Genomic DNA, 20,642 nt, shown 5'->3' with positions numbered 1-20,642 from the left:
GTTCGGCTGAGCGTGGCTCATGCTCCCGCCCGGCCGCCTCGGCGGTCCGGGTGGTCCCGGTCGCTGCGGCGGCCAAGCTGCCGGTCAGGGGTGGTGGAGTTGATCGTGCGCGGCTAGCGTGCCGCCTCATACCCTTCGTCACCGTGCACGATCCACACCGGCGACCGCCGGCACCGTCGATGGGCGGATCAGTGGAATCGGCACGACCGTGCTGGTGGCGGGTGGTCTGATGGTGCGGGTCGAGCGACGGCGCGAGACAGTCCTCCATCGGCCCGTGCGGGCCGTTCACATAACGCACAGCGGTACGGGCGGGATGGGTGACCATTCCGCCCGTACCGTCTGCTCCCTCCCGACCGGACGGATGAAAGCGGCCCCGCCGGCTGGCGCGGAAGATCGACCTTCGATAACGTCCGCTCGTTCCGCAACCATTCTTTCTTCCCTATCCCCGGGGGACCGATGACACCGTTCCACCGCTCGGCCCTGGCCCGCGCGGGCGTCGTGGCCCTGCTCGCGGCCGGTGGCCTGGCCACCGTGGCCGCCCCGGCCCAGGCCGCCGACCAGGCCGACCTGGCCCTGGTGCCGCTCAGCTACGAGTTGGCGAAGGGCGTCAAGGAAGCCAAGGCCAAGCCGTTCAAGTTTCAGGTGGACAACACCAGGAGCACGGTCGACGCCAAGGACGTCCGGGTTACCGTTGAGACCAAGGGCCTGAAGGACCGCAAGGTCGGTGTGCTCGCCTGGGACGGCTGCGAGGTCGCCGGCACCACCTTCAGCTGCCTCCTCGGCGACCTGGCTGCCGGCACCACCGAGGACTTCGGCATCCCGCTGTTCTCGACGGGTGGTCGCGGCGCGGCCGGCACGCTGGTGGTCACCGTCAGCTCGGCCACCGCCGATCCCTTCACCGACGACAACACCGTCGAGCATGAGATCACCGTGGCCAAGCCCGGCTACGACCTGACCACCTGGGTGCAGGACGTCTACGCCGACGTGGTGGTGGACGGTGACGAGACGGGCGAGGCCGGTCGCACGTCGGTCCGGCCTGGCGAGACCGCCCCGCTGGACTGGGCGGTCTACAACGACGGGAGCCGCAAGGCCACCGGCCTGGCGTACGGCTTCACGCTGCCGGCGGGCGTCACCTTCGCTGAGCTGCCGGAGGGTTGCGTGGAGCAGCCGCTGAACGGTCTGGCGAACGCGTACTGCGAGGACTCCGGCGTGGTGCTGAAGCCGGGTCAGTTCTACACCGCCGATGTGCGGGTGCGGGTGCGGATCGGCGCGGACGTGACCGAGCCGGTGCTCCGGCCCGGGTTCCTCTTCGCCGCCGGCCTGGACGCCGCTCAGGGCAGCCCTGAGGAGCAGCCGCAGGTGGCGACCAGCGCGCAGCGCCGGGCGTTCACCGAAACTGACCACGGGGACAACATCGCGCAGTTCGACGTGTTCGTCGACCTGACCGTGCAGCCGACCCCGACCCCGACACCGACTCTCACCGCGACCTCCACGCCCACGGTGACGGCGACGCCGACCCCGGGCGGCACGACGACCCCGGGCGCGACCACGTCGCCGGGCGCGGGTGGCGGTGGCGGTGGTGGCGACGACGACGGCGGGCTGCCGGTGACCGGTGTGCAGGTCGGCCTGATCGGCGGCATCGGCGGCATGATCCTGCTCGCGGGCGGGGCGCTGCTGGTGCTCTCCCGCCGGCGCAAGGTCGTCCTGGTCGCCCCGGGTGACGAGAAGTCGACCGACTGACGCTGGCACGACGTGCGGGCGGGGTGGGTGACCACCCCGCCCTTTTCGTGTGCCGGGATCCCTGCCGCGCCACCCAGCGACCGTCGGGCGGCGGACGGCTGGCAGAGTGGAGGGGTGAGCCGTACCCCGCAGGGCCAGCGCGCCAGCCTGGACAAGCAGCCGCACGAGGTCGCCGCGATGTTCGACGGCGTAGCCGAGCGATACGACCTGACCAACACGGTGCTCTCCTTCGGCCAGGACCGCTCCTGGCGTCGGTCCACCCGGGCGGCGCTCGGGCTGCGACCGGGCGAGCGGGTGCTGGACGTGGGCGCCGGCACCGGTGTCTCGACCCGGGAGTTGGCGCAGTCCGGGGCGTACGCGGTCGGTGCGGACCTGTCCCTCGGCATGCTGCATGCCGGCAAGCGGGCCCGGCCCGAGGTGCCGTTGCTGGCGGGAGACGCGCTGCGGCTGCCGTTCGCCGACGCCAGCTTCGACGCGGTGACCATCTCCTTCGCGCTGCGCAACGTCAACGACACCGACGCGGCCCTGCGTGAGTTGGCCCGGGTGACCCGGCCCGGTGGGCGGCTGGTGGTCTGCGAGTTCAGCACCCCGGTCAACCCCGCCTTCCGGACGGTCTACCTGTCGTACCTGATGCGGTCGCTGCCGGTGGTGGCCCGCACGGTGTCCAGCAACCCCGAGGCGTACGTCTACCTCGCCGAGTCGATCCGGGCCTGGCCGGACCAGGCCGCGCTGGCCGGGCGGGTCGCGGCGGCGGGCTGGGGACGGGTGGCGTGGCGCAACCTGACCGGCGGCGTGGTCGCCCTGCACCGGGGCATCCGCGAGTAGTCCGGCCCGCGCCGTCGACCGACACCGACACCGACGATATTCCGGTTTCGTGAATATCAGTCTTTAGTCCACTTTGCGTCGTACGCTCGTCCGCATGACCCGAGCAGAGCCGGCGGACCCGGTGGCCGCCACCGACGACGACGCGGCCGAACTCATCGCGCAGTTGCGCGCGCTGGCGGGCGCTGATCCGGCGGACGTCCGGCAGGTCGTCGCCGAGGTGTTGGCCGCGCTGGACCGGGCGGCCGGCGGCGCGCTACGCGAGCACCTGCCGGAGACCATCCGGGTCGACGCGGGCCTGGACGCGCCCAGTCCGGCCTGACACCTGCCTGCTGTGGACGGTCGTTGACTGTCACATCTGCGAGTTAGGTACCCCTGATCCTGGGCAGGTATGACGCCGGTCATACACTCGTCCCGTCTGGCTTGTGAAGCATTTCACGAGCGTGCGGGAGGAGGCGCGGATGACCGCGGTGGAACACGATGCCGACGTCATCGTCGTGGGCGCCGGTCCCGGTGGATCGGCGACGGCTTACCACTTGGCGCGGCACGGCGTACGGGTGCTGCTGCTGGAGAAGACCGAGTTCCCCCGGGAGAAGGTCTGCGGCGATGGGCTGACCCCGCGCGCGGTGCGCCAGCTCGTCCGGATGGGCGTGGACACCTCGCCCGAGGCCGGCTGGCTGCACAACCGGGGCTTGCGGGTGATCGGCGGCGGGGTGCGCCTGGAACTGGACTGGCCGGAGCTGGCCAGCTTCCCCAACTACGGGCTGGTACGCACCAGACTCGACTTCGACGACCTGCTCGCCCAGCGGGCGGTGGCCGCCGGCGCCAAGCTGCGGACCAACGTCAACGTGCTCGGCCCGGTGCTCGACGGCGACGGCCGGGTGACCGGCGTCGAGGCCGAGGTGGGCCCGGGCAAGGAGCCCGCCACCTTCCACGCGCCGCTGGTCGTGGCGGCGGACGGGGTCTCCGGCCGGTTCCCGCTCGCTCTCGGGCTGGCCAAGCGGGAGGACCGGCCGATCGGCGTGGCCGTCCGGCGCTACTACCGCTCCCCGGTCAAGCACGACGACAACTACCTGGAGTCCTGGCTGGAGCTGCGCAGCAAGGACAGCGGCGACAACCTGCTGCCCGGGTACGGCTGGATCTTCGGGCTCGGTGACGGGCGGGTCAACGTCGGCCTCGGCGTGCTCAACTCGTCCTCCGCGTTCGGCAAGACCAACTACCGCCGGCTGCTCACCGACTGGCTGGCGAACACGCCCGTCGACTGGGGAATGACCGACGAGGCCAACGCCGACGGCCCGATCCTCGGCGCCGCGCTGCCGATGGGCTTCAACCGGGTGCCGCACTACACCCGTGGCGTGCTGCTGGTCGGCGACTCCGGCGGCATGGTCAACCCGTTCAACGGGGAGGGCATCGCCTACGCCATGGAGTCCGGCGAGCTGGCCGCGGAGGTCGCGTTGCAGGCCCTCGCGCGGCCCGCCGGCCCGGAGCGGGAGCGGGCGCTGATGGCGTACCCGAACGAGCTGAAGGCGCGGCTCGGTGGCTACTACCGGCTGGGCGGCATCTTCGTGAAGCTGATCGGTCGTCCGGAAATCATGCGGATCGCCACCAAGCACGGAATGCCGCATCCGACGCTGATGCGCTTCGTACTCAAGCTGCTGGCCAACCTGACCGACCCGCGTGGCGGGGACGCGATGGACCGGGTCATCAACGCGATGACGAAGGTAGCGCCAGCGGCCTAGATGGACCGTGTCGGTGCTGGTCACAGCCCCGGACCGGACAGAGATCGACCCCCGCCGGCAGCCACCGCGAGGGACGTGAATAGTGTGATTTTCGTCAAGCACCGAGGGCAGGGAAGGACGAGCAGGAGAAAACGATGACGCTCTCGCCTTACGCACCGATCATCGGGCTGTTTGCCCTCGCCGCGGCGTTTTCGCTGTTCTCCGTTGGCGCCGCCCGCTTTGCCGGTCCCCGTCGTTACAACAAGGCCAAACTCGAGGCTTACGAGTGCGGCATCGAGCCCAGCCCCCAGCCGGTCGGCGGCGGGCGGTTCCCGATCAAGTTCTACCTGACGGCGATGCTCTTCATCGTCTTCGACATCGAGATCATCTTCCTCTACCCCTGGGCGGTCTCGTTCGACGCTCTGCCGATCTTCGGCTTCGTGGAGATGGTCCTGTTCATCGTCGCGGTCTTCGTCGCGTACGCCTATGTGTGGCGGCGCGGCGGCCTGGACTGGGACTGAGGAAGGAACGTCAGATGGGCATCGAGGAGAAGCTTCCCGCCGGCGTCCTGCTCACCTCGGTGGAGAAGCTGGTCAACTGGTCCCGGAAGTCGTCCGTGTGGGGCGCCACCTTCGGCCTGGCCTGCTGCGCCATCGAGATGATGGCCGCCGGTGGTCCGCACTACGACATGGGCCGCTGGGGTATGGAGGTCTTCCGGGCCTCGCCCCGGCAGGCCGACCTGATGATCGTGGCCGGCCGGGTGAGTCAGAAGATGGCGCCGGTGCTGCGCCAGATCTACGACCAGATGGCCGAGCCCCGCTGGGTGCTCTCCATGGGCGTCTGCGCCAGCAGCGGCGGCATGTTCAACAACTACGCGATCGTGCAGGGCGTCGACCACGTCGTACCGGTCGACATGTACCTGCCCGGCTGCCCGCCCCGGCCGGAGATGCTGATCGACGCGATCCTCAAGCTCCGCGAGAAGATCATGTACGAGCCGCTGGGCCCGAACGGCCGCAAGATGCTGGCGGCCCGCCAGGAGCGTGGCGACGTCCCGGTCGTGCCCTACGGCTCCATGCCGTCCTCGTACCGCAACGACAAGGCCCGGCGTGCCGAGTGGACCCGGGCGGTCCGCGAGGGGCGCGAGGAGCAGCTGCGAATCGAGAACTGGATGAACGCGCAGAACCACCTCCACCCGCAGGTAGGCCCCAAATGACGTCACCCACCGACAAGCCCAACGACGGCGGCGTGCCGGTACCGGTCACCCCGGCCGGTGCCAGCAGCACCGCCCCCGCCGAATACCCGCCAGCCAGCCCGGCGGGCCGCGGGATGTTCGGCAACCAGGGCACCGGCGACGTGTCCGGCTACGGCGGCCTGGTCCGCCAGCGCGAGCCGATCGAGGAGGCCGCCCGGCCGTACGGTGGCTATTTCGACGAGGTCCGCGACGCGCTGGAGGAGGCCTACCCGGCCTTCGGCGACGCGATCGAGAAGGTCGTGGTCGACCGGGGTGAGCTGACCCTGCACGTACGCCCGGAGCGCATCGCCGAGGTCTGCCAGGTGATGCGGGACGATCTGGCGCTGCGCTTCGAGCTGTGCTCCTCGGTGTCCGGCGTGGACTACCTCGGCGCCGACGAGCGCCGGCTGCACGTGGTCTACCTGCTCACCTCGATGACCTACCGGCGTCGGGTCCGCCTGGAGGCCGCCGTCTCCGTGGAGAGCCCGCACCTGCCCAGCGTGACGGCGATCTACCCGACCGCCGACTGGCAGGAGCGGGAGGCGTACGACATGTTCGGCATCGTCTTCGACGGCCACCCCAACCTGACCCGCATCCTCATGCCGGACGACTGGGAGGGCCACCCGCAGCGCAAGGACTACCCGCTCGGTGGCGTGGCGGTCGAGTACAAGGGCGCTGAGATCCCGCCGCCGGACCGGAGGAGGTCCTACCAGTGACCACGTCGAACTACGCGACCGAACGCGAGACCACCGAGGGCAGGGTCTTCACCGTCACCGGTGGGGACTGGGACTCGGTCGTCTCGAGCACCGACCCGATCAACGACGAGCGGATCATCGTCAACATGGGTCCGCAGCACCCGTCCACGCACGGGGTGCTGCGGCTGATCCTGGAGCTGGAGGGCGAGACGGTCCGCGAGGCCCGCTCGGTCGTCGGCTACCTGCACACCGGCATCGAGAAGAACCTCGAATACCGCAACTGGGTCCAGGGCTCGACGTTCGTGACCCGGATGGACTACCTCGCGCCGATCTTCAACGAGACGGGTTACGCGCTGGCGGTCGAGAAGCTGCTCGGCATCACCGACGACATCACCGAGCGCGCCACCACCATCCGCGTGCTGATGATGGAGCTCAACCGGATCTCGTCGCACCTGGTCTGGCTGGCGACGACCGGCATGGAGCTGGGCGCGATCTCGATCATGCTCTACGGCTTCCGCGAGCGGGAGTACATCCTCGACATCTTCGAGACCATCACCGGCCTGCGGATGAACCACGCGTACGTCCGTCCGGGCGGCGTGGCGCAGGACGTGCCGGACGAGGCGATCGTCAAGATCCGCGAGTTCCTGAAGATGATGCCGAAGAAGCTCAAGGAGTACGAGGACCTCCTCTCCGGCCAGCCGATCTGGACCGAGCGGACGCAGAACGTCGCGGTGCTGGACGTGACCGGCTGCGTGGCGCTCGGCATCACCGGGCCTGTGCTGCGTTCCGCCGGGTTGGCCTGGGACCTGCGTAAGACCATGCCGTACTGCGGTTACGAGACGTACGAGTTCGACGTGCCGACCCACCCCGACGGCGACGTGTGGGGCCGCTACCTGGTCCGGCTCGCCGAGATCCGGGAGTCGATGAAGCTGGTCGAGCAGGCGCTGGACCGGCTCCGGCCGGGCCCGGTGATGGTCGCCGACCGCAAGATCGCCTGGCCGGCGCAGTTGGCCATCGGCGTCGACGGCATGGGCAACTCGCTGGAGCACGTCGCGAAGATCATGGGTCAGTCGATGGAGTCGCTGATCCACCACTTCAAGCTGGTCACCGAGGGCTTCCGGGTCCCGCCGGGCCAGGTGTACGTCGGCATCGAGTCGCCCCGCGGCGAGTTGGGCGTGCACGCGGTCTCCGACGGTGGCACCCGGCCGTACCGGGTGCACTACCGGGAACCGAGCTTCGTCAACCTCCAGGCCCTCCCGGCGATGGCCGAGGGCGGCCTGATCGCCGACGTGATCGCCGGCGGCGCCTCGCTGGACCCCGTGATGGGTGGTTGTGACCGATGACTTTCACTGACACGACGCGCGAGCGGGCGCGCGAGATCATCGCCCGCTACCCGGCGGACCGGTCCCGCTCAGCGCTGCTGCCGCTGCTGCACCTGGTCCAGTCGGAGGAGGGGTACGTCTCTCCGGCCGGTGTCGCGTTCTGCGCCGAGGTGCTCGGGCTGAACAAGGCCCAGGTCGGCGCGGTAGCCACCTTCTACACCATGTACAAGCGCAAGCCGACCGGCGACTTCCTGGTCAGCGTCTGCACCAACACGATGTGCAACGTGCTCGGCGGCCAGGAGGTCTACGACACCCTCGCCGAGCACCTCGGTGTCGGGCACGACGAGACCACCGCCGACGGGAAGATCACCCTGGAGCACGCCGAGTGCCTGGCGGCCTGCGATTACGGCCCGGTGATGACCGTCAACTACGACTTCTTCGACGGCGTGGACTCGTCCACCGCGGTCGGCGTGGTCGATGAGCTGCGCGCCGGCGGCCGGCCGATGCCGACCCGCGGCGCCCGGCTCTGCACGCTCAAGGAGATGGCGGTCCAGCTCGCCGGTTTCGCCGACGAGCGGGACGGCGCGGTCGCCGACGGCGGGCCGGGCGAGCCCACCCTGCGCGGGTTGCGGCTGGCGCAGCAGCACGGCGTCTCGGTGCCGGGCTTCGACCCGAACACCCCGATCCGCAGCAAGGCGGAGGCGGACAATGCGGCCGCCAAGGCGAAGGCGGCCGAGGCCGCCGCGACGCCGGTTGAGGCGCCCGCCCCGCAGGTCAGCCCGGTGAAGGGTGGCGACGGGGCGTCCGCTCCGACGGGTACGCCCGGCAACGCCGGCGCCGGCCAGCCGGCGGAGACCTCCCCGCCGACCCCGCGCGACGCGCAGGAGGCGGAGGCCGCCGGTGTGGCGACCAACGCGCCGGCCGGTGACGGCAAGCCCGCCGGTGACTCCACCGGCGCGCAGGAGCGCAACCTCAACGAAGCGTCGGCGAGCGCCGATGGCGCGACCTCCACCGTCGCGAGCGAAACGGGGGCCCAGAAGTGACCACTCCCCGCCCGGAGACGCTGGCCAAGCTGACGCCGGTGCTGACCAAGCGCTGGCTGTCGCCGGACGCCTGGCGGATCGGCACGTACGAGCAGCTGGACGGCTACGCTGCGCTGCGCAAGGCGCTCAAGGCCCACCCGGACGACCTGATCCAGCTCATCAAGGACTCCGGGCTGCGTGGCCGGGGCGGCGCGGGCTTCCCCACCGGTCTCAAGTGGGGCTTCATCCCGCAGGGCGACGGCAAGCCGCACTACCTGGTGGTCAACGCCGACGAGGGCGAGCCGGGCACCTGCAAGGACCTGCCGCTGATGACCCACGACCCGCACTCCCTGGTCGAGGGCGTGATCATCGCTTCGTACGCGATCCGGGCCAACCGCGCCTACATCTACATCCGGGGCGAGGCGGTGCACGCCGCGCGCCGGCTGCGCAACGCGGTCCAGGAGGCGTACGACAAGGGCTACCTCGGCCGCAACATCCTGGGCAGCGGCTACGACCTGGAGCTGGTGGTGCACTCGGGCGCCGGGGCGTACATCTGCGGCGAGGAGACGGCGCTGCTGGACTCGCTGGAGGGGTTCCGGGGCCAGCCCCGGCTGCGCCCGCCGTTCCCGGCCACCCACGGCCTGTACGCCAGCCCGACGGTGGTGAACAACGTCGGCACCATCGCCAGCGTGCCGCCGATCGTGCTCGGCGGGGCCGACTGGTGGAAGACCATGGGCACCGAGAAGTCGTCCGGGCCGATGATCTACTCGCTCTCCGGCCGGATCGCCAACCCCGGCCAGTACGAGTGCTCGATGGGCGTCACGCTGCGCGAGCTGCTGGAGCTGGCCGGCGGGATGCAGCCCGGGCACAACCTGAGGTTCTGGACCCCGGGCGGTTCGTCCACCCCGCTGCTCGCCGCCGAGCATCTGGACGTGCCGCTGGACTTCGAGGGGGTGGCGGCGGCCGGGTCGATCCTCGGCACCACGGCCACCCAGATCTTCTCCGACCAGGACTGCCCGGTCTACGCGACCTACCGGTGGCTGGAGTTCTACCACCACGAGTCGTGCGGCAAGTGCACCCCGTGCCGGGAGGGCAACTACTGGATGGTCCGGGTCTACCGGCGGATCCTCGCCGGCCAGGGCACCCACGAGGACCTGGACACCCTGCTGGACACCTGCGACAACATCCTCGGCCGCTCGTTCTGCGGCCTGGGTGACGGCGCGACCAGCCCGGTGACCTCGTCACTGAAGTACTTCAAGCAGGACTACCTCGACTACATCGAGGGACGGACCGCGCCGAAGCTCTCCGACAAGCAGCTGGTTGGAGCTCACTGATGACGGACGTAGCCAAGCAGACCGACACGGTCACCCTCACCATCGACGGCGTCGAGGTCACCGCCCCCAAGGGGACACTGCTGATCCGGGTCGCCGAGCAGATGGGCACCGAGATCCCCCGGTTCTGCGACCACCCGCTGCTGGCACCGGCCGGCGCGTGTCGGCAGTGCCTGGTCGAGGTGGAGGGGCAGCGCAAGCCGGTCGCCTCCTGCACACAGGCCGTCGCCGACGGCATGGTGGTCCGCACCCAGCTCACCTCCCCGGTGGCCAAGAAGGCGCAGGAGGGGGTGATGGAGCTGCTGCTCCTCAACCACCCCCTGGACTGCCCGATGTGTGACAAGGGCGGCGAGTGCCCCCTGCAGAACCAGGCGATGTCCACCGGCCGCACCGACTCCCGCTTCCACGAGCACAAGCGGGAGTACGAGAAGCCGATGGCGATCAGCAGCCAGGTGCTGCTGGACCGCGAGCGTTGCGTGCTCTGCCAGCGCTGCACCCGGTTCTCCGAGGAGATCGCCGGCGACAAGTTCATCGACCTGATGGGCCGGTCGTCCACCGAGGAGATCAACATCTACCGGGACGACGCGTACGGCGAGGAGGGCGACGCGGGTGACGTGCCGTTCAACTCCTACTTCTCCGGCAACACCGTGCAGATCTGCCCGGTGGGCGCGCTGACCGGTGCCCAGTACCGGTTCCGTGCCCGGCCGTTCGACCTGGTCTCCAGCCCGAGCGTCTGCGAGCACTGCTCGGCGGGCTGCGGGCAGCGCACCGACTGGCGGCGCGGCAAGGTGCTGCGCCGGCTGGCGGGCGACGAGCCGGCGGTGAACGAGGAGTGGAACTGCGACAAGGGCCGGTGGGGCTTCCAGTACGCCCGGGCCACCGACCGGCTGACCACCCCGCTGGTCCGCGACGAGCGCACCGGCGAGCTGCGCGAGGCCTCCTGGAGTGAGGCGCTCACGGTGGCCGCCGAGGGGCTGCACGCGGCCCGCGAGAGCGGGCAGGGCACGGCGGTGCTCACCGGCGGTCGGCTGACCGTCGAGGACGCCTACGCGTACGCGAAGTTCGCCCGGGTCGCGCTGAACACCAACGACATCGACTTCCGGGCCCGACCGGTCTCCCGCGAGGAGTCCGACTTCCTGGCCAGCTCGGTCGCCGGGGTCACCGACGTCACCTACACCGACGTGGATAACGCGCCGGCGGTGGTGCTGGTCGGCCTGGAGCCGGAGGAGGAGTGCCCGATCCTCTTCCTGCGGCTGCGCAAGGCGTACCTGAAGAAGACCCTGACGGTGTACGCGCTGGCGCCGTTCGCCACCCGCGGCCTGGAGAAGCTTGGTGCCAAGCTGGCCCGGGTGGTGCCGGGCGAGGAGGCGAGCGTGCTCGCCGAGCACGCCACGGTCGCCGAGGCGCTGAGCGCGCCGGGCGCGATCCTGATCGTCGGCGAGCGGCTGGCCACTGTGCCGGGCGGGCTCTCCGCCGCGGCGGACGTGGCTCGGCGTACCGGCGCGAAGTTGGTCTGGGTGCCGCGGCGCGCGGGTGACCGCGGCGCGGTCGACGCGGGCTGCCTGCCCAACCTGCTCCCCGGTGGACGGCTGGTCACCGAGCCGGCCGCCCGCGCCGAGCTGGGCGAGGCGTGGGACATCCCGGCCGGGGTGATCCCGAGCCAGGCCGGTCGGGACACCGATCAGATCCTGGCGGCTGCGGCGAACGGGCAGCTGGGCGCGCTGGTGGTCGGCGGGGTCGACCCGGCCGACCTGGCCGACCCGCGGCTCGCCGAGACCGCCCTGGACGCGGTGCCGTTCCTGGTCAGCCTGGAACTGCGCGGCAGCGCGGTGACCCGGCGGGCCAACGTGGTGCTCCCGATCGCCCCGGTGGTCGAGAAGGCCGGCAGCTTCCTGGACTGGGAGGGTCGGCTTCGTCCGTTCGAGGCGGTGCTGCAGACCGCGGCGATGACCGACGGCCGGGTGCTCGACGCGCTGGCCGCGCTGCTCGACGTGCGGCTCGGCACCGCGGACGTGCCGAGCGTGCGCCGCGAGCTGGGCACGCTGCCGGCGACCCGCACCCAGCGGCCGGCGCCGCCGTCGGTGGCGCCGGGTACGGCGCCGCGCCCGGGCGCCGGGGAGGCCGTGCTGGCCACCTGGCACCAGCTTGTCGACCTGGGCACCCTGACCGACGGCGACGAGCACCTCGCCGGCACCGCCCGCCCGCCGGTGGTCCGGCTGGGCAAGGGCACCGCCGAGGCGCTCGGGGTCGCCGATGGCGACCCGGTCACGGTGGGCACCGACCGGGGGGCGCTGACCCTGCCGGCGGAGCTCACCGAGATGCCGGACGACGTGGTCTGGCTGCCGACCAACTCACCGGGTTCGACCGTGCGACGCAGCCTTGGGGCGACGTCCGGCGCGGTCGTGCGGATCTCCGTCCCCGCACCGAGCGCGGCCGTCCCGGCCGGGCGGGTGGCGGCGGACGAGGCCGGTCTCCCGGGTCCGCTCCTCAACGCTGGGGGTAACCAGTGAGCCCGTCTTACCTGGCCCAGGACCCGACGCTGGCCGACTTCGGTCGGGATCCGTGGTGGCTGGTTCTCATCAAGATCGTCTTCGCGTTCGCCTTCGGTCTGGTGGCCACCCTGCTCGGCGTCTGGTTCGAGCGGCGCGTGGTGGGCTACATGCAGGTGCGGCCCGGCCCCAACCAGGTCGGCCCGTTCGGCCTGCTGCAGACCCTCGCCGACGGTTTGAAGATGGCCTTCAAGGAGGACATCCTGCCGAAGGCGGCCGACAAGGTCGTCTACTTTTTCGCCCCGACCATCTCGGTGATCTGCGCGGTCACCGCGCTGGCGGTGGTGCCGTTCGGCCCGATGGTGAGCATCTTCGGCCACCACACGCCGCTGCAGGTCACCGACGTGCCGGTGGCGGTGCTGTTGCTGCTGGCCTGCTCCTCGATGGGCGTCTACGGCATCGTGCTGGGCGGGTGGGCCTCCGGCTCGACGTACCCGCTCCTCGGCGGCCTGCGGTCGAGCGCCCAGATGATCTCCTACGAGGTCGCCATGGGGCTCTCCATCGTGGCGGTGTTCATGACCGCCGGCACGATGAGCACCAGTGGGATCGTCGCCGCCCAGGGCCACGGCACCCAGCTGTCCATCTTCGGCCAGCAGATCCCGGCGCCGGGCTGGTACGCGATCCTGCTGCTGCCCAGCTTCATCATCTTCTTCATCGCCACCGTGGGTGAGACCAACCGGGCGCCGTTCGACCTGCCCGAGGCCGAGTCGGAGCTGGTCGCCGGCTTCATGACGGAATACAGCTCGCTGAAGTTCGCGCTCTTCATGCTCAGCGAGTACGTCGCGATGGTGACCATGTCCGCGGTCACCACCACGCTGTTCCTCGGCGGTTGGCGTGCGCCGTGGCCGATCACCATCTGGGAGGGCGCCAACTCCGGTTGGTGGCCGATGCTCTGGTTCTTCGGCAAGGTGATCGCGCTGGTCTTCGTCTTCGTGTGGCTGCGCGGCACGCTGCCTCGGCTGCGGTACGACCAGTTCATGCGCTTCGGCTGGAAGGTGCTGCTGCCGATCAACCTGGTCTGGATCCTGGTCCTGTCGGGCCTGCGTTCCATCGAGGACTGGGACGCGCGCGGCAAGATGATCGCGGTCGGCATCCCGGCCGGCATCCTGCTGATCGCCACGCTGTTCTGGCCCAGCCGCCGACCGCAGCCGAAGCCGACGACTCAGGAACAGGTGGACAGCCGCCCGTACGGGAGCTTCCCGCTGCCACCGATGGATCTTCAGGTACCACCGAGCCCGCGTATCACGCGCGTGGTCGCCGAGCGGGAGCCGGCCAACATCGCCACCGGCTCGGACTCCAGGGAGGTGTGACGTGGGCACGATCACCGGAACGTTCAAGGGCTTCGGGGTCACCTTCTCGCACATGTTCAGGAAGGTCGTCACCACCGACTACCCGTTCAAGCCGCCGGTGTCGGCGCCGCGCTATCACGGGCGGCACATCCTCAACCGGCACCCGGACGGGCTGGAGAAGTGCATCGGCTGTGAGCTGTGCGCCTGGGCCTGCCCGGCGGACGCGATCTTCGTCGAGGGTGGCGACAACACCGACGAGCAGCGTTTCTCGCCGGGCGAGCGGTACGCCAGCGTCTACCAGATCAACTACGCCCGGTGCATCTTCTGCGGGCTGTGCATCGAGGCCTGCCCGACCCGTTCGCTCACCATGAGCAACGAGTACGAGCTGGCCCGGGACAACCGGCAGGATCTGATCTTCACCAAGGAGCAGCTGCTCGCGCCGCTGCTCGAAGGCATGGAGCAGCCGCCGCACCCGATGCGTCTGGGCGACAGCGAGAAGGACTACTACGTGGGCGCGTTGGACAACCCGGGCACCTCCGCCGGGGCCGAGACGTCCCCGATGGGCCCCGGCCGCTACCAGGTCGAGGAGCACCCCGGCGTGACGTTCCCGGGCGCCGAGCAGGCGGCCCAGCGAGCCGGCGCGGGCAAGGGAGACGGAGCATGACAACGGAGACGGTGCTCGCCGCGGCGGGTTCGGTGCCCGGCGGCGAGGCGGTCACCTTCTGGATCCTCGCCCCGCTGGCGCTGATCGGGGCGATCGGCATGGTGGCGGCGCGCAACGCCGTGCACTCGGCGCTCTGGCTGGTGCTGACCATGCTCTGTCTGGGCGTGTTCTACGTGCTCCAGGCCGGTCCGTTCATCGGCATGGTGCAGATCATCGTCTACACCGGCGCGATCATGATGCTCTTCCTGTTCGTGCTGATGCTGGTCGGGCGGGACTCCTCGGACTCACTGATCGAGACGCTGCGCGGCCAGCGGGTCGCCGCGATCGTGCTTGGGCTGGGCTTCGCCGGCCTGATCGGCAGCGGCCTCTACCAGGCGCTGGACCAGACCACCGCGGTCGGCCTGGAGCAGGCCAACGCGGAGGGGAACGTGCAAGGCATCGCCCGGCTGCTGTTCACCAAGTACGTCTTCGCGTTCGAGCTGACCTCGGCGCTGCTGATCACCGCCGCGGTCGGCGCCATGGTGCTGGCGCACGTCGAGCGACGTAAGCAGGACAAGATGGACCAGCCGGCCACCATGCGGGCGCGCTTCGCTCCGGGCAGCTATCCCGGTCCCAAGCCGGGCCCCGGAATCTTCGCGACCTCCTCCTCGGTGGCCACCCCGGCCCGGCTGCCCGACGGCCGCCTGACCGACCGCAGCACCCCGGCGATCCTTCCGCAGCGTGAGCTGACCGCCGAGGAGACCACGCTGAAGGGGACGGACAAGTAATGGACGGGTTCTTCTCGGTCGAGCCGAACTACTACCTGGTACTCGCCGCGGTGCTGTTCACCATCGGCGCCGCCGGGGTGCTCGTACGGCGCAACGCGCTCGTGCTGTTCATGTGCGTGGAGCTGATGCTCAACGCGGCCAACCTGACGCTGGTCACCTTCAGCCGGATCAACGGTGACCTCAACGGTCAGATCATGGCGTTCTTCGTGATGGTGGTGGCGGCGGCTGAGGTCGTGGTCGGTCTCGCGATCATCATGTCGATCTTCCGGACTCGACGCTCCGCGAGCGTCGACGACGCCAACCTGCTCAAGTACTAAGGGGCAAGCAAGTGGAAGAGACTGTGCAGTACGCCGGTGCCACGGGCTTGCTCAGCAGCGTCTGGCTGCTCGTGGCGATCCCGCTGGTCAGCGCGGCCATCCTGCTGCTGCTCGGCCGGCGGGCCGACCGCTGGGGGCACTGGTTGGGCGTCGCCGCCATCGGTGCCGCGTTTGTGCTCGGCCTGGCCTCCTTCTTCCAGCTGCGTGGCCTGGAGAACAAGTCGGTCGAGCTGAGCCTCTGGGACTTCATCGCCGTCGGTGATCTGCGGGTCGACTTCGGCCTGCTGTTCGACCCGCTGGCCGCCGTCTTCGTGCTGCTGATCACCGGCGTGGGCTTCCTGATCCACCTGTACGCCGTGGAGTACATGGCGCACGACGCCGGCCGCCGCCGGTTCTTCGCGTACTTCAACCTGTTCGTCGCGGCCATGCTGCTGCTGGTGCTCGGCAACAACTACGTGATGCTGTACTTCGGCTGGGAGGGCGTCGGTCTGGCGTCGTACCTGCTGATCTCCTTCTGGTACGAGCGGCCGAGCGCCGCCACCGCCGGCAAGAAGGCCTTCCTGATGAACCGGGTCGGCGACGCCGGCCTGGCCATCGGCATCTTCATCATGTTCGCCACCCTGGGCACCACCCAGTACGACGAGGTGTTCAACGGCGTCGGCGCGCTGGCCGGTTCGACCGTGCTGGTGCTCGGCCTGCTGCTGCTGCTCGGCGCGACCGGCAAGTCCGGCCAGTTCCCGCTCCAGGCGTGGCTGCCGGACGCGATGGAGGGCCCCACCCCGGTGTCGGCGCTCATCCACGCCGCCACCATGGTCACCGCGGGCGTCTACCTGATCGCCCGGTCCAACCCGATCTTCTCCGCCAACTCGACGCTCCAGCTCGTGGTGGTCAGCGTCGGCGCGCTCACCCTGCTGATCGGCTGCATCATCGGCGCGGCCAAGGACGACATCAAGCGGGTGCTCGCCTGGTCGACGGTGAGCCAGATCGGCTACATGTTCCTCGGCGTCGGCCTGGGCGGCGCGGCGTACGCGCTGGCCATCGTGCACCTGCTGGCGCACGGCTTCTTCAAGGCCAACATGTTCCTGGGCGCCGGCTCGGTCATGCACGGGATGAACGACCAGGTGGACATCCGCCGCTTCGGCGGGCTGTCGAAGTACATGAAGATCACCTGGCTGACCTTCATGATGGGCTGGCTGGCCATCATCGGCATGTTCCCGTTCTCCGGCTTCTTCTCCAAGGAGCCGATCATCGTGGCCGCCTTCGAGCGGTCGGACTGGACCGCCTGGCTCTTCGGCGGGGCTGCTCTGCTGGGCGCCGGGCTGACCGCGTTCTACATGACGCGGCTCTTCGTGCTCACCTTCCACGGCCCGAAGCGCTGGACCGAGGACATCGAACACCCGCACGAGTCACCCGCGCTGATGACCATCCCGCTGGTCCTGCTGGCGGTCGGCTCGGTCGGTGCCGGCTTCCTGCTCGCCACCTCGGTCCCGGACTGGCTGACGGCGACCGCCGGGCTGGGCGCCCACGAGGAGGCGCACGAACCGGTCCTCTCGCACACGGTGATCACGGTGCTCTCACTGCTGGTCACCGTGCTGGGCGCCGGGCTCGCCTGGTTCCTGTTCCGGGCCGGTACGGCCACCGCGCCGCAGCCGGCCGGCGTACTGGTCACCGCCGCCCGGCGCAACCTCTACACCGACACGGTCAACGAGGCGGTCTTCGAGAAGCCGGGCATCTTCCTCACCCGGGCGCTGGTCTTCCTCGACAACCGGGGCGTCGACGGACTGGTCAACGGGCTCGCCGCCGCGGTCGGCGGTGGCTCGGCCCGGCTCCGGCGGCTGCAGACCGGCTTCGTCCGCTCGTACGCCACCTCGATCCTGGCCGGTGCGCTGCTGGTGATGGCGGCGTTCCTGGCGGTGCAGGCCGGGTGGTTGGCGTGATCGACCTCTTTCCGGCCGCCCCCGCCGGCGGACCACGCAGTGACGACGGAGGTAAGGCCGAATAATGTCCAACTTCCCGTTCCTCTCGGTGCTCACCGTGGCGCCGCTGGTCGGCGCCCTGGTGGTGGCGTTCCTGCCGCGCCACCGGCCGGAGCTGGCCAAGCAGGTGGCGTTCGCCTGGTCGCTGCTGGTGCTGGTGCTCTCGGTGGTGATGTGGGTCAGCTTCAACGCCGGCGGTGACCGGTTCCAGTTCCGCGAGTCGTACTCGTGGATCCCGAACTGGGGCGTCAGCTTCACCTTCGCCGCCGACGGCATCGCGCTGGTGATGCTGATGCTGATCGCGGTGCTGGTTCCGCTGGTGATCCTGGCGTCCTGGCACGACGCGGAGTCGTCGAAGCGGTCGGTGCCCGTCTACTTCGCGCTGCTGCTGGTCCTCGAATGCACGATGATCGGCGTCTTCGCCGCCGCCGACGTCTTCCTGTTCTACGTGTTCTTCGAGGTCATGCTGGTGCCGATGTACTTCCTGATCGGCAGCTACGGCGGCCACCAGCGGCAGTACGCGGCGGTGAAGTTCTTCCTCTACTCGCTCGTCGGCGGCCTGTTCATGCTGGCCGCGGTGATCGGGCTGTGGGTGGTCGGCGGGAAGACCTTCGACTGGCAGGCGCTGTCGCAGGTCGACATCAGCACCGGCACCGAGCGTTGGCTGTTCCTCGGCTTCTTCCTCGCGTTCGCCATCAAGGCGCCGTTCTTCCCGTTCCACACGTGGCTGCCGGACGCCGGTGGCGCCGCACCGGCGGGCGCCGCGGCGCTGCTGGTCGGCGTGCTGGACAAGGTCGGCACGTTCGGCATTCTGCGCTACTGCCTGCCGCTGTTCCCCGAGGCGTCGAAGTGGTTCGCGCCGTGGGCGCTGGCGCTGGGCGTGATCGGCATCGTCTACGCCGCGCTGCTGGCGGTCGGCCAGAACGACCTCAAGCGGCTGGTGTCGTACACCTCGATCGCGCACTTCGGGTTCATCGGGGTGGGCATCTTCGCCTTCACCACCCAGGCCGGCACCGGCGCGGTGCTCTACATGCTCAACCACGGTCTGGCCACCGGCCTGCTCTTCCTGGTGGTGGGCATGCTGATTACCCGGCGCGGCTCGGCCCTGATCAGTGACTTCGGTGGTGCCGGCAAGCTGGTTCCGTTGCTCGCCGGGGTGCTCTTCTTCGCCGGTCTCGCCTCGCTCGCGCTGCCCGGCACCGCGCCGTTCATCTCCGAGTTCCTGGTGCTGATCGGCACCTTCACGGTGAACAAGCCGGTCGCGGTCATTGCCACGCTCGGCATCATCCTCGCGGCCGCGTACGTGCTGTGGATGATCCAGCGCACCACCCAGGGCACGCTCAACCCGGCACTGACCGAGGTCGACGGCATGCGTAAGGACCTCAACCTGCGCGAGAAGGTCGTGGTCGCCCCGCTGATCGCGCTGATCGTGCTGCTCGGCTTCTACCCCAAGCCGGTCACTGACGTGATCAACCCCGCCGTCCAGGCGACCATGGACGACATCGGCAGGACCGACCCCGCCCCGTCGGTGGGCGGCACCGTCCAGGAGGCAGGCCGGTGAACGCGAGGAGTGAGCTTGCGAGCCCCGCAGTCGTGAACGAAAGGTCGGCCCAGTGACCGAGTTGAAACTGCCGTCGCTCAACTACGCGGCGCTCGCCCCGATCATGATCATGCTGGGCGTCGCCCTGCTCGGCGTGCTGGTCGAGGCCTTCGTTCCCCGGCGCCTGCGGCACGTCGTGCAGCTGACGCTGGCCCTGCTGGCCGTCCTCGCCGCGCTGACGATGGTCGTCCTCAACGCCGACGACCGGATCATCACCGCCGGTCAGGCCCTCGCGGTGGACGGTCCGACGCTCTTCCTCCAGGGCGCGATCCTGGTGCTGGCTGCGATGGCGCTGCTGCTGATCGGTGACCGCTCGGTGGAGCGCGGCGGGGCGTTCGTCGCCCAGGCCGCGGTGACCGCCGAGTCGGCCGACGACCGGCGGCAGGCCGAGGGGCGCAACGGGCTCACCGAGGTCTACCCGCTCACCACGTTCGCGATCGGCGGCATGCTGATCTTCGTGGCGGCGAACGACCTGCTGACGATGTTCATCGCGCTGGAGGTCTTCTCGCTGCCGCTGTACCTGCTCTGCGCGCTGGCTCGTCGCCGGCGGCTGCTGAGCCAGGAGGCGGCGATGAAGTACTTCCTGCTCGGCGCGTACGCCTCGGCGTTCTTCCTGTTCGGCGTGGCGCTGATCTACGGCTTCACCGCCGGCATCCCGGGTCGGGTGGCCGGGGTCGACTTCGCCACCATCAACGCGGCGGTGACCGAGTCGCCGGCCAGCCCGGTGCTGCTCTTCGCCGGCATGGCGCTGCTCGCCATCGGCCTGCTCTTCAAGGCCGGGGCGGCCCCGTTCCACGTGTGGACGCCGGACGTCTACCAGGGCGCGCCGACCCCGGTCACCGGTTTGATGGCCGCCTGCACCAAGGTCGCCGCGTTCGGCGCGCTGCTGCGTGTCTTCCACGTCGCGTTCGCCGGCGCCGCCTGGGACTTCACTCCGGTGCTCGGCACGGTGGCGGTGCTGACCATGCTGGTCGGCGCGGTGCTCGCGGTCACCCAGACCGACATCAAGCGGCTGCTCGCGTACTCCTCGATCGCCAACGCCGGCTACCTGCTGGTCGGCGTGCTGGCGCCGAGCCGCGAAGGGCTCGCCGGCACCATGTTCTACCTGGTCGCGTACGGCTTCTCGGTGCTGGCCGCGTTCGCGGTGGTGACCCTGGTCCGGGACGACGACGGGGAGGCCACCCACCTGTCCCGCTGGGCCGGGCTGGGACGACGCTCGCCGTTCTTCGCCGGGCTGTTCACGTTCATCCTGCTGGCCTTCGCCGGCATCCCGCTGACCAGCGGCTTCATGAGCAAGTTCGCGGTCTTCGGGGCGGCGCTGGACAGCGGTCACGCCTGGCTGGTGATCGCCGGTGTGCTGACCAGCATGGTGCTGGCCTTCCCGTACCTGCGGGTCGTGGTGATGATGTGGCTGTCCGAGCCGGGCGAGTCCACGCCGACCGTCACCGTGCCCGGCGGCCTCACCTCCGCCGCGCTGATGATCGGCGTGCTGGCCACCCTGGTGCTGGGCATCGCCCCGGCGCCGCTGCTCGACCTGGCCACCGGAGCCGCCGACTTCGTGCGCTGACCAGAGCCTCGGCAATCCGGGGGCCGGCACGC

18 protein-coding genes are annotated in these 20,642 nt (G+C 70.1%); all 18 read left to right on the top strand.

Annotation, left to right across the window (positions count from 1 at the left end):
• The first annotated feature begins 456 nt into the window (after positions 1–456).
• The 18 genes from ACFYPS_RS28780 (at position 457) to nuoN (ending at position 20,610) form a co-directional block, all read left to right on the top strand.
• On the top strand, positions 457–1,740 hold the full coding sequence (locus ACFYPS_RS28780; protein ID WP_354967319.1) for an LPXTG cell wall anchor domain-containing protein: 1,284 nt from the start codon (positions 457–459) through the stop codon (positions 1,738–1,740).
• Positions 1,741–1,854: 114 nt separating this feature from the next.
• Positions 1,855–2,565 carry a demethylmenaquinone methyltransferase gene (locus tag ACFYPS_RS28775; protein ID WP_354967320.1) on the top strand — a complete coding sequence of 237 codons (711 nt, stop codon included), beginning with the start codon at positions 1,855–1,857 and terminating at the stop codon, positions 2,563–2,565.
• 94 nt (positions 2,566–2,659) lie between these two features.
• A complete protein-coding gene (locus tag ACFYPS_RS28770; protein WP_089018103.1) occupies positions 2,660–2,884 on the top strand; it encodes a hypothetical protein in 225 nt (74 codons plus the stop codon).
• A gap of 139 nt (positions 2,885–3,023) precedes the next feature.
• Positions 3,024–4,301, top strand: a complete 1,278-nt coding sequence (locus ACFYPS_RS28765; protein WP_354967321.1) for a geranylgeranyl reductase family protein — start codon at positions 3,024–3,026, stop codon at positions 4,299–4,301.
• A gap of 134 nt (positions 4,302–4,435) precedes the next feature.
• On the top strand, positions 4,436–4,801 hold the full coding sequence (locus ACFYPS_RS28760; protein ID WP_074316036.1) for an NADH-quinone oxidoreductase subunit A: 366 nt from the start codon (positions 4,436–4,438) through the stop codon (positions 4,799–4,801).
• Positions 4,802–4,815: 14 nt separating this feature from the next.
• Positions 4,816–5,493 (top strand): NADH-quinone oxidoreductase subunit B family protein, encoded by a 678-nt coding sequence (locus ACFYPS_RS28755; RefSeq protein WP_145785918.1) that lies wholly within the window; start codon positions 4,816–4,818, stop codon positions 5,491–5,493.
• Entirely contained in the window at positions 5,490–6,227 is a 738-nt protein-coding gene (locus tag ACFYPS_RS28750) for an NADH-quinone oxidoreductase subunit C (RefSeq protein ID WP_354967322.1), read from the top strand. Before ACFYPS_RS28755 ends, ACFYPS_RS28750 begins: the two co-directional genes overlap by 4 nt.
• Positions 6,224–7,549: an NADH-quinone oxidoreductase subunit D gene (locus ACFYPS_RS28745; protein ID WP_354967323.1), complete on the top strand. Its 1,326-nt coding sequence runs from the start codon at positions 6,224–6,226 to the stop codon at positions 7,547–7,549. The genes ACFYPS_RS28750 and ACFYPS_RS28745 overlap by 4 nt, the downstream gene beginning before the upstream one ends.
• Positions 7,546–8,571, top strand: coding sequence for an NADH-quinone oxidoreductase subunit NuoE (nuoE, locus tag ACFYPS_RS28740; RefSeq protein ID WP_354967324.1), 1,026 nt, complete (start codon positions 7,546–7,548; stop codon positions 8,569–8,571). Before ACFYPS_RS28745 ends, nuoE begins: the two co-directional genes overlap by 4 nt.
• Complete coding sequence (gene nuoF, locus ACFYPS_RS28735; RefSeq protein WP_354967325.1) at positions 8,568–9,884, top strand: NADH-quinone oxidoreductase subunit NuoF; 1,317 nt, start codon at positions 8,568–8,570, stop codon at positions 9,882–9,884. The genes nuoE and nuoF overlap by 4 nt, the downstream gene beginning before the upstream one ends.
• Entirely contained in the window at positions 9,884–12,391 is a 2,508-nt protein-coding gene (locus ACFYPS_RS28730) for an NADH-quinone oxidoreductase subunit G (RefSeq protein ID WP_354967326.1), read from the top strand. Before nuoF ends, ACFYPS_RS28730 begins: the two co-directional genes overlap by 1 nt.
• Entirely contained in the window at positions 12,388–13,740 is a 1,353-nt protein-coding gene (gene nuoH / locus ACFYPS_RS28725; protein WP_354967327.1) for an NADH-quinone oxidoreductase subunit NuoH, read from the top strand. The genes ACFYPS_RS28730 and nuoH overlap by 4 nt, the downstream gene beginning before the upstream one ends.
• A gap of 1 nt (position 13,741) precedes the next feature.
• On the top strand, positions 13,742–14,383 hold the full coding sequence (gene nuoI / locus ACFYPS_RS28720; protein ID WP_121655456.1) for an NADH-quinone oxidoreductase subunit NuoI: 642 nt from the start codon (positions 13,742–13,744) through the stop codon (positions 14,381–14,383).
• On the top strand, positions 14,380–15,150 hold the full coding sequence (locus ACFYPS_RS28715) for an NADH-quinone oxidoreductase subunit J (protein ID WP_354967328.1): 771 nt from the start codon (positions 14,380–14,382) through the stop codon (positions 15,148–15,150). The genes nuoI and ACFYPS_RS28715 overlap by 4 nt, the downstream gene beginning before the upstream one ends.
• Positions 15,150–15,467, top strand: a complete 318-nt coding sequence (nuoK, locus tag ACFYPS_RS28710; protein ID WP_354967329.1) for an NADH-quinone oxidoreductase subunit NuoK — start codon at positions 15,150–15,152, stop codon at positions 15,465–15,467. The genes ACFYPS_RS28715 and nuoK overlap by 1 nt, the downstream gene beginning before the upstream one ends.
• 11 nt (positions 15,468–15,478) lie before the next feature.
• Positions 15,479–17,404 (top strand): NADH-quinone oxidoreductase subunit L, encoded by a 1,926-nt coding sequence (nuoL, locus tag ACFYPS_RS28705; protein WP_354967330.1) that lies wholly within the window; start codon positions 15,479–15,481, stop codon positions 17,402–17,404.
• Positions 17,405–17,468: 64 nt separating this feature from the next.
• A complete protein-coding gene (locus tag ACFYPS_RS28700; RefSeq protein WP_354967331.1) occupies positions 17,469–19,004 on the top strand; it encodes an NADH-quinone oxidoreductase subunit M in 1,536 nt (511 codons plus the stop codon).
• Between the two features lie 52 nt (positions 19,005–19,056).
• A complete protein-coding gene (nuoN, locus tag ACFYPS_RS28695; protein ID WP_354967332.1) occupies positions 19,057–20,610 on the top strand; it encodes an NADH-quinone oxidoreductase subunit NuoN in 1,554 nt (517 codons plus the stop codon).
• Positions 20,611–20,642: the final 32 nt, after the last annotated feature.

The organism is Micromonospora sp. NPDC005087, from assembly GCF_042872965.1.
Taxonomy (GTDB): Bacteria; Actinomycetota; Actinomycetes; order Mycobacteriales; family Micromonosporaceae; genus Micromonospora.
Note: the sequence above shows the minus strand (reverse complement) of the source record. Positions and strands in the feature narration are given on the sequence as shown.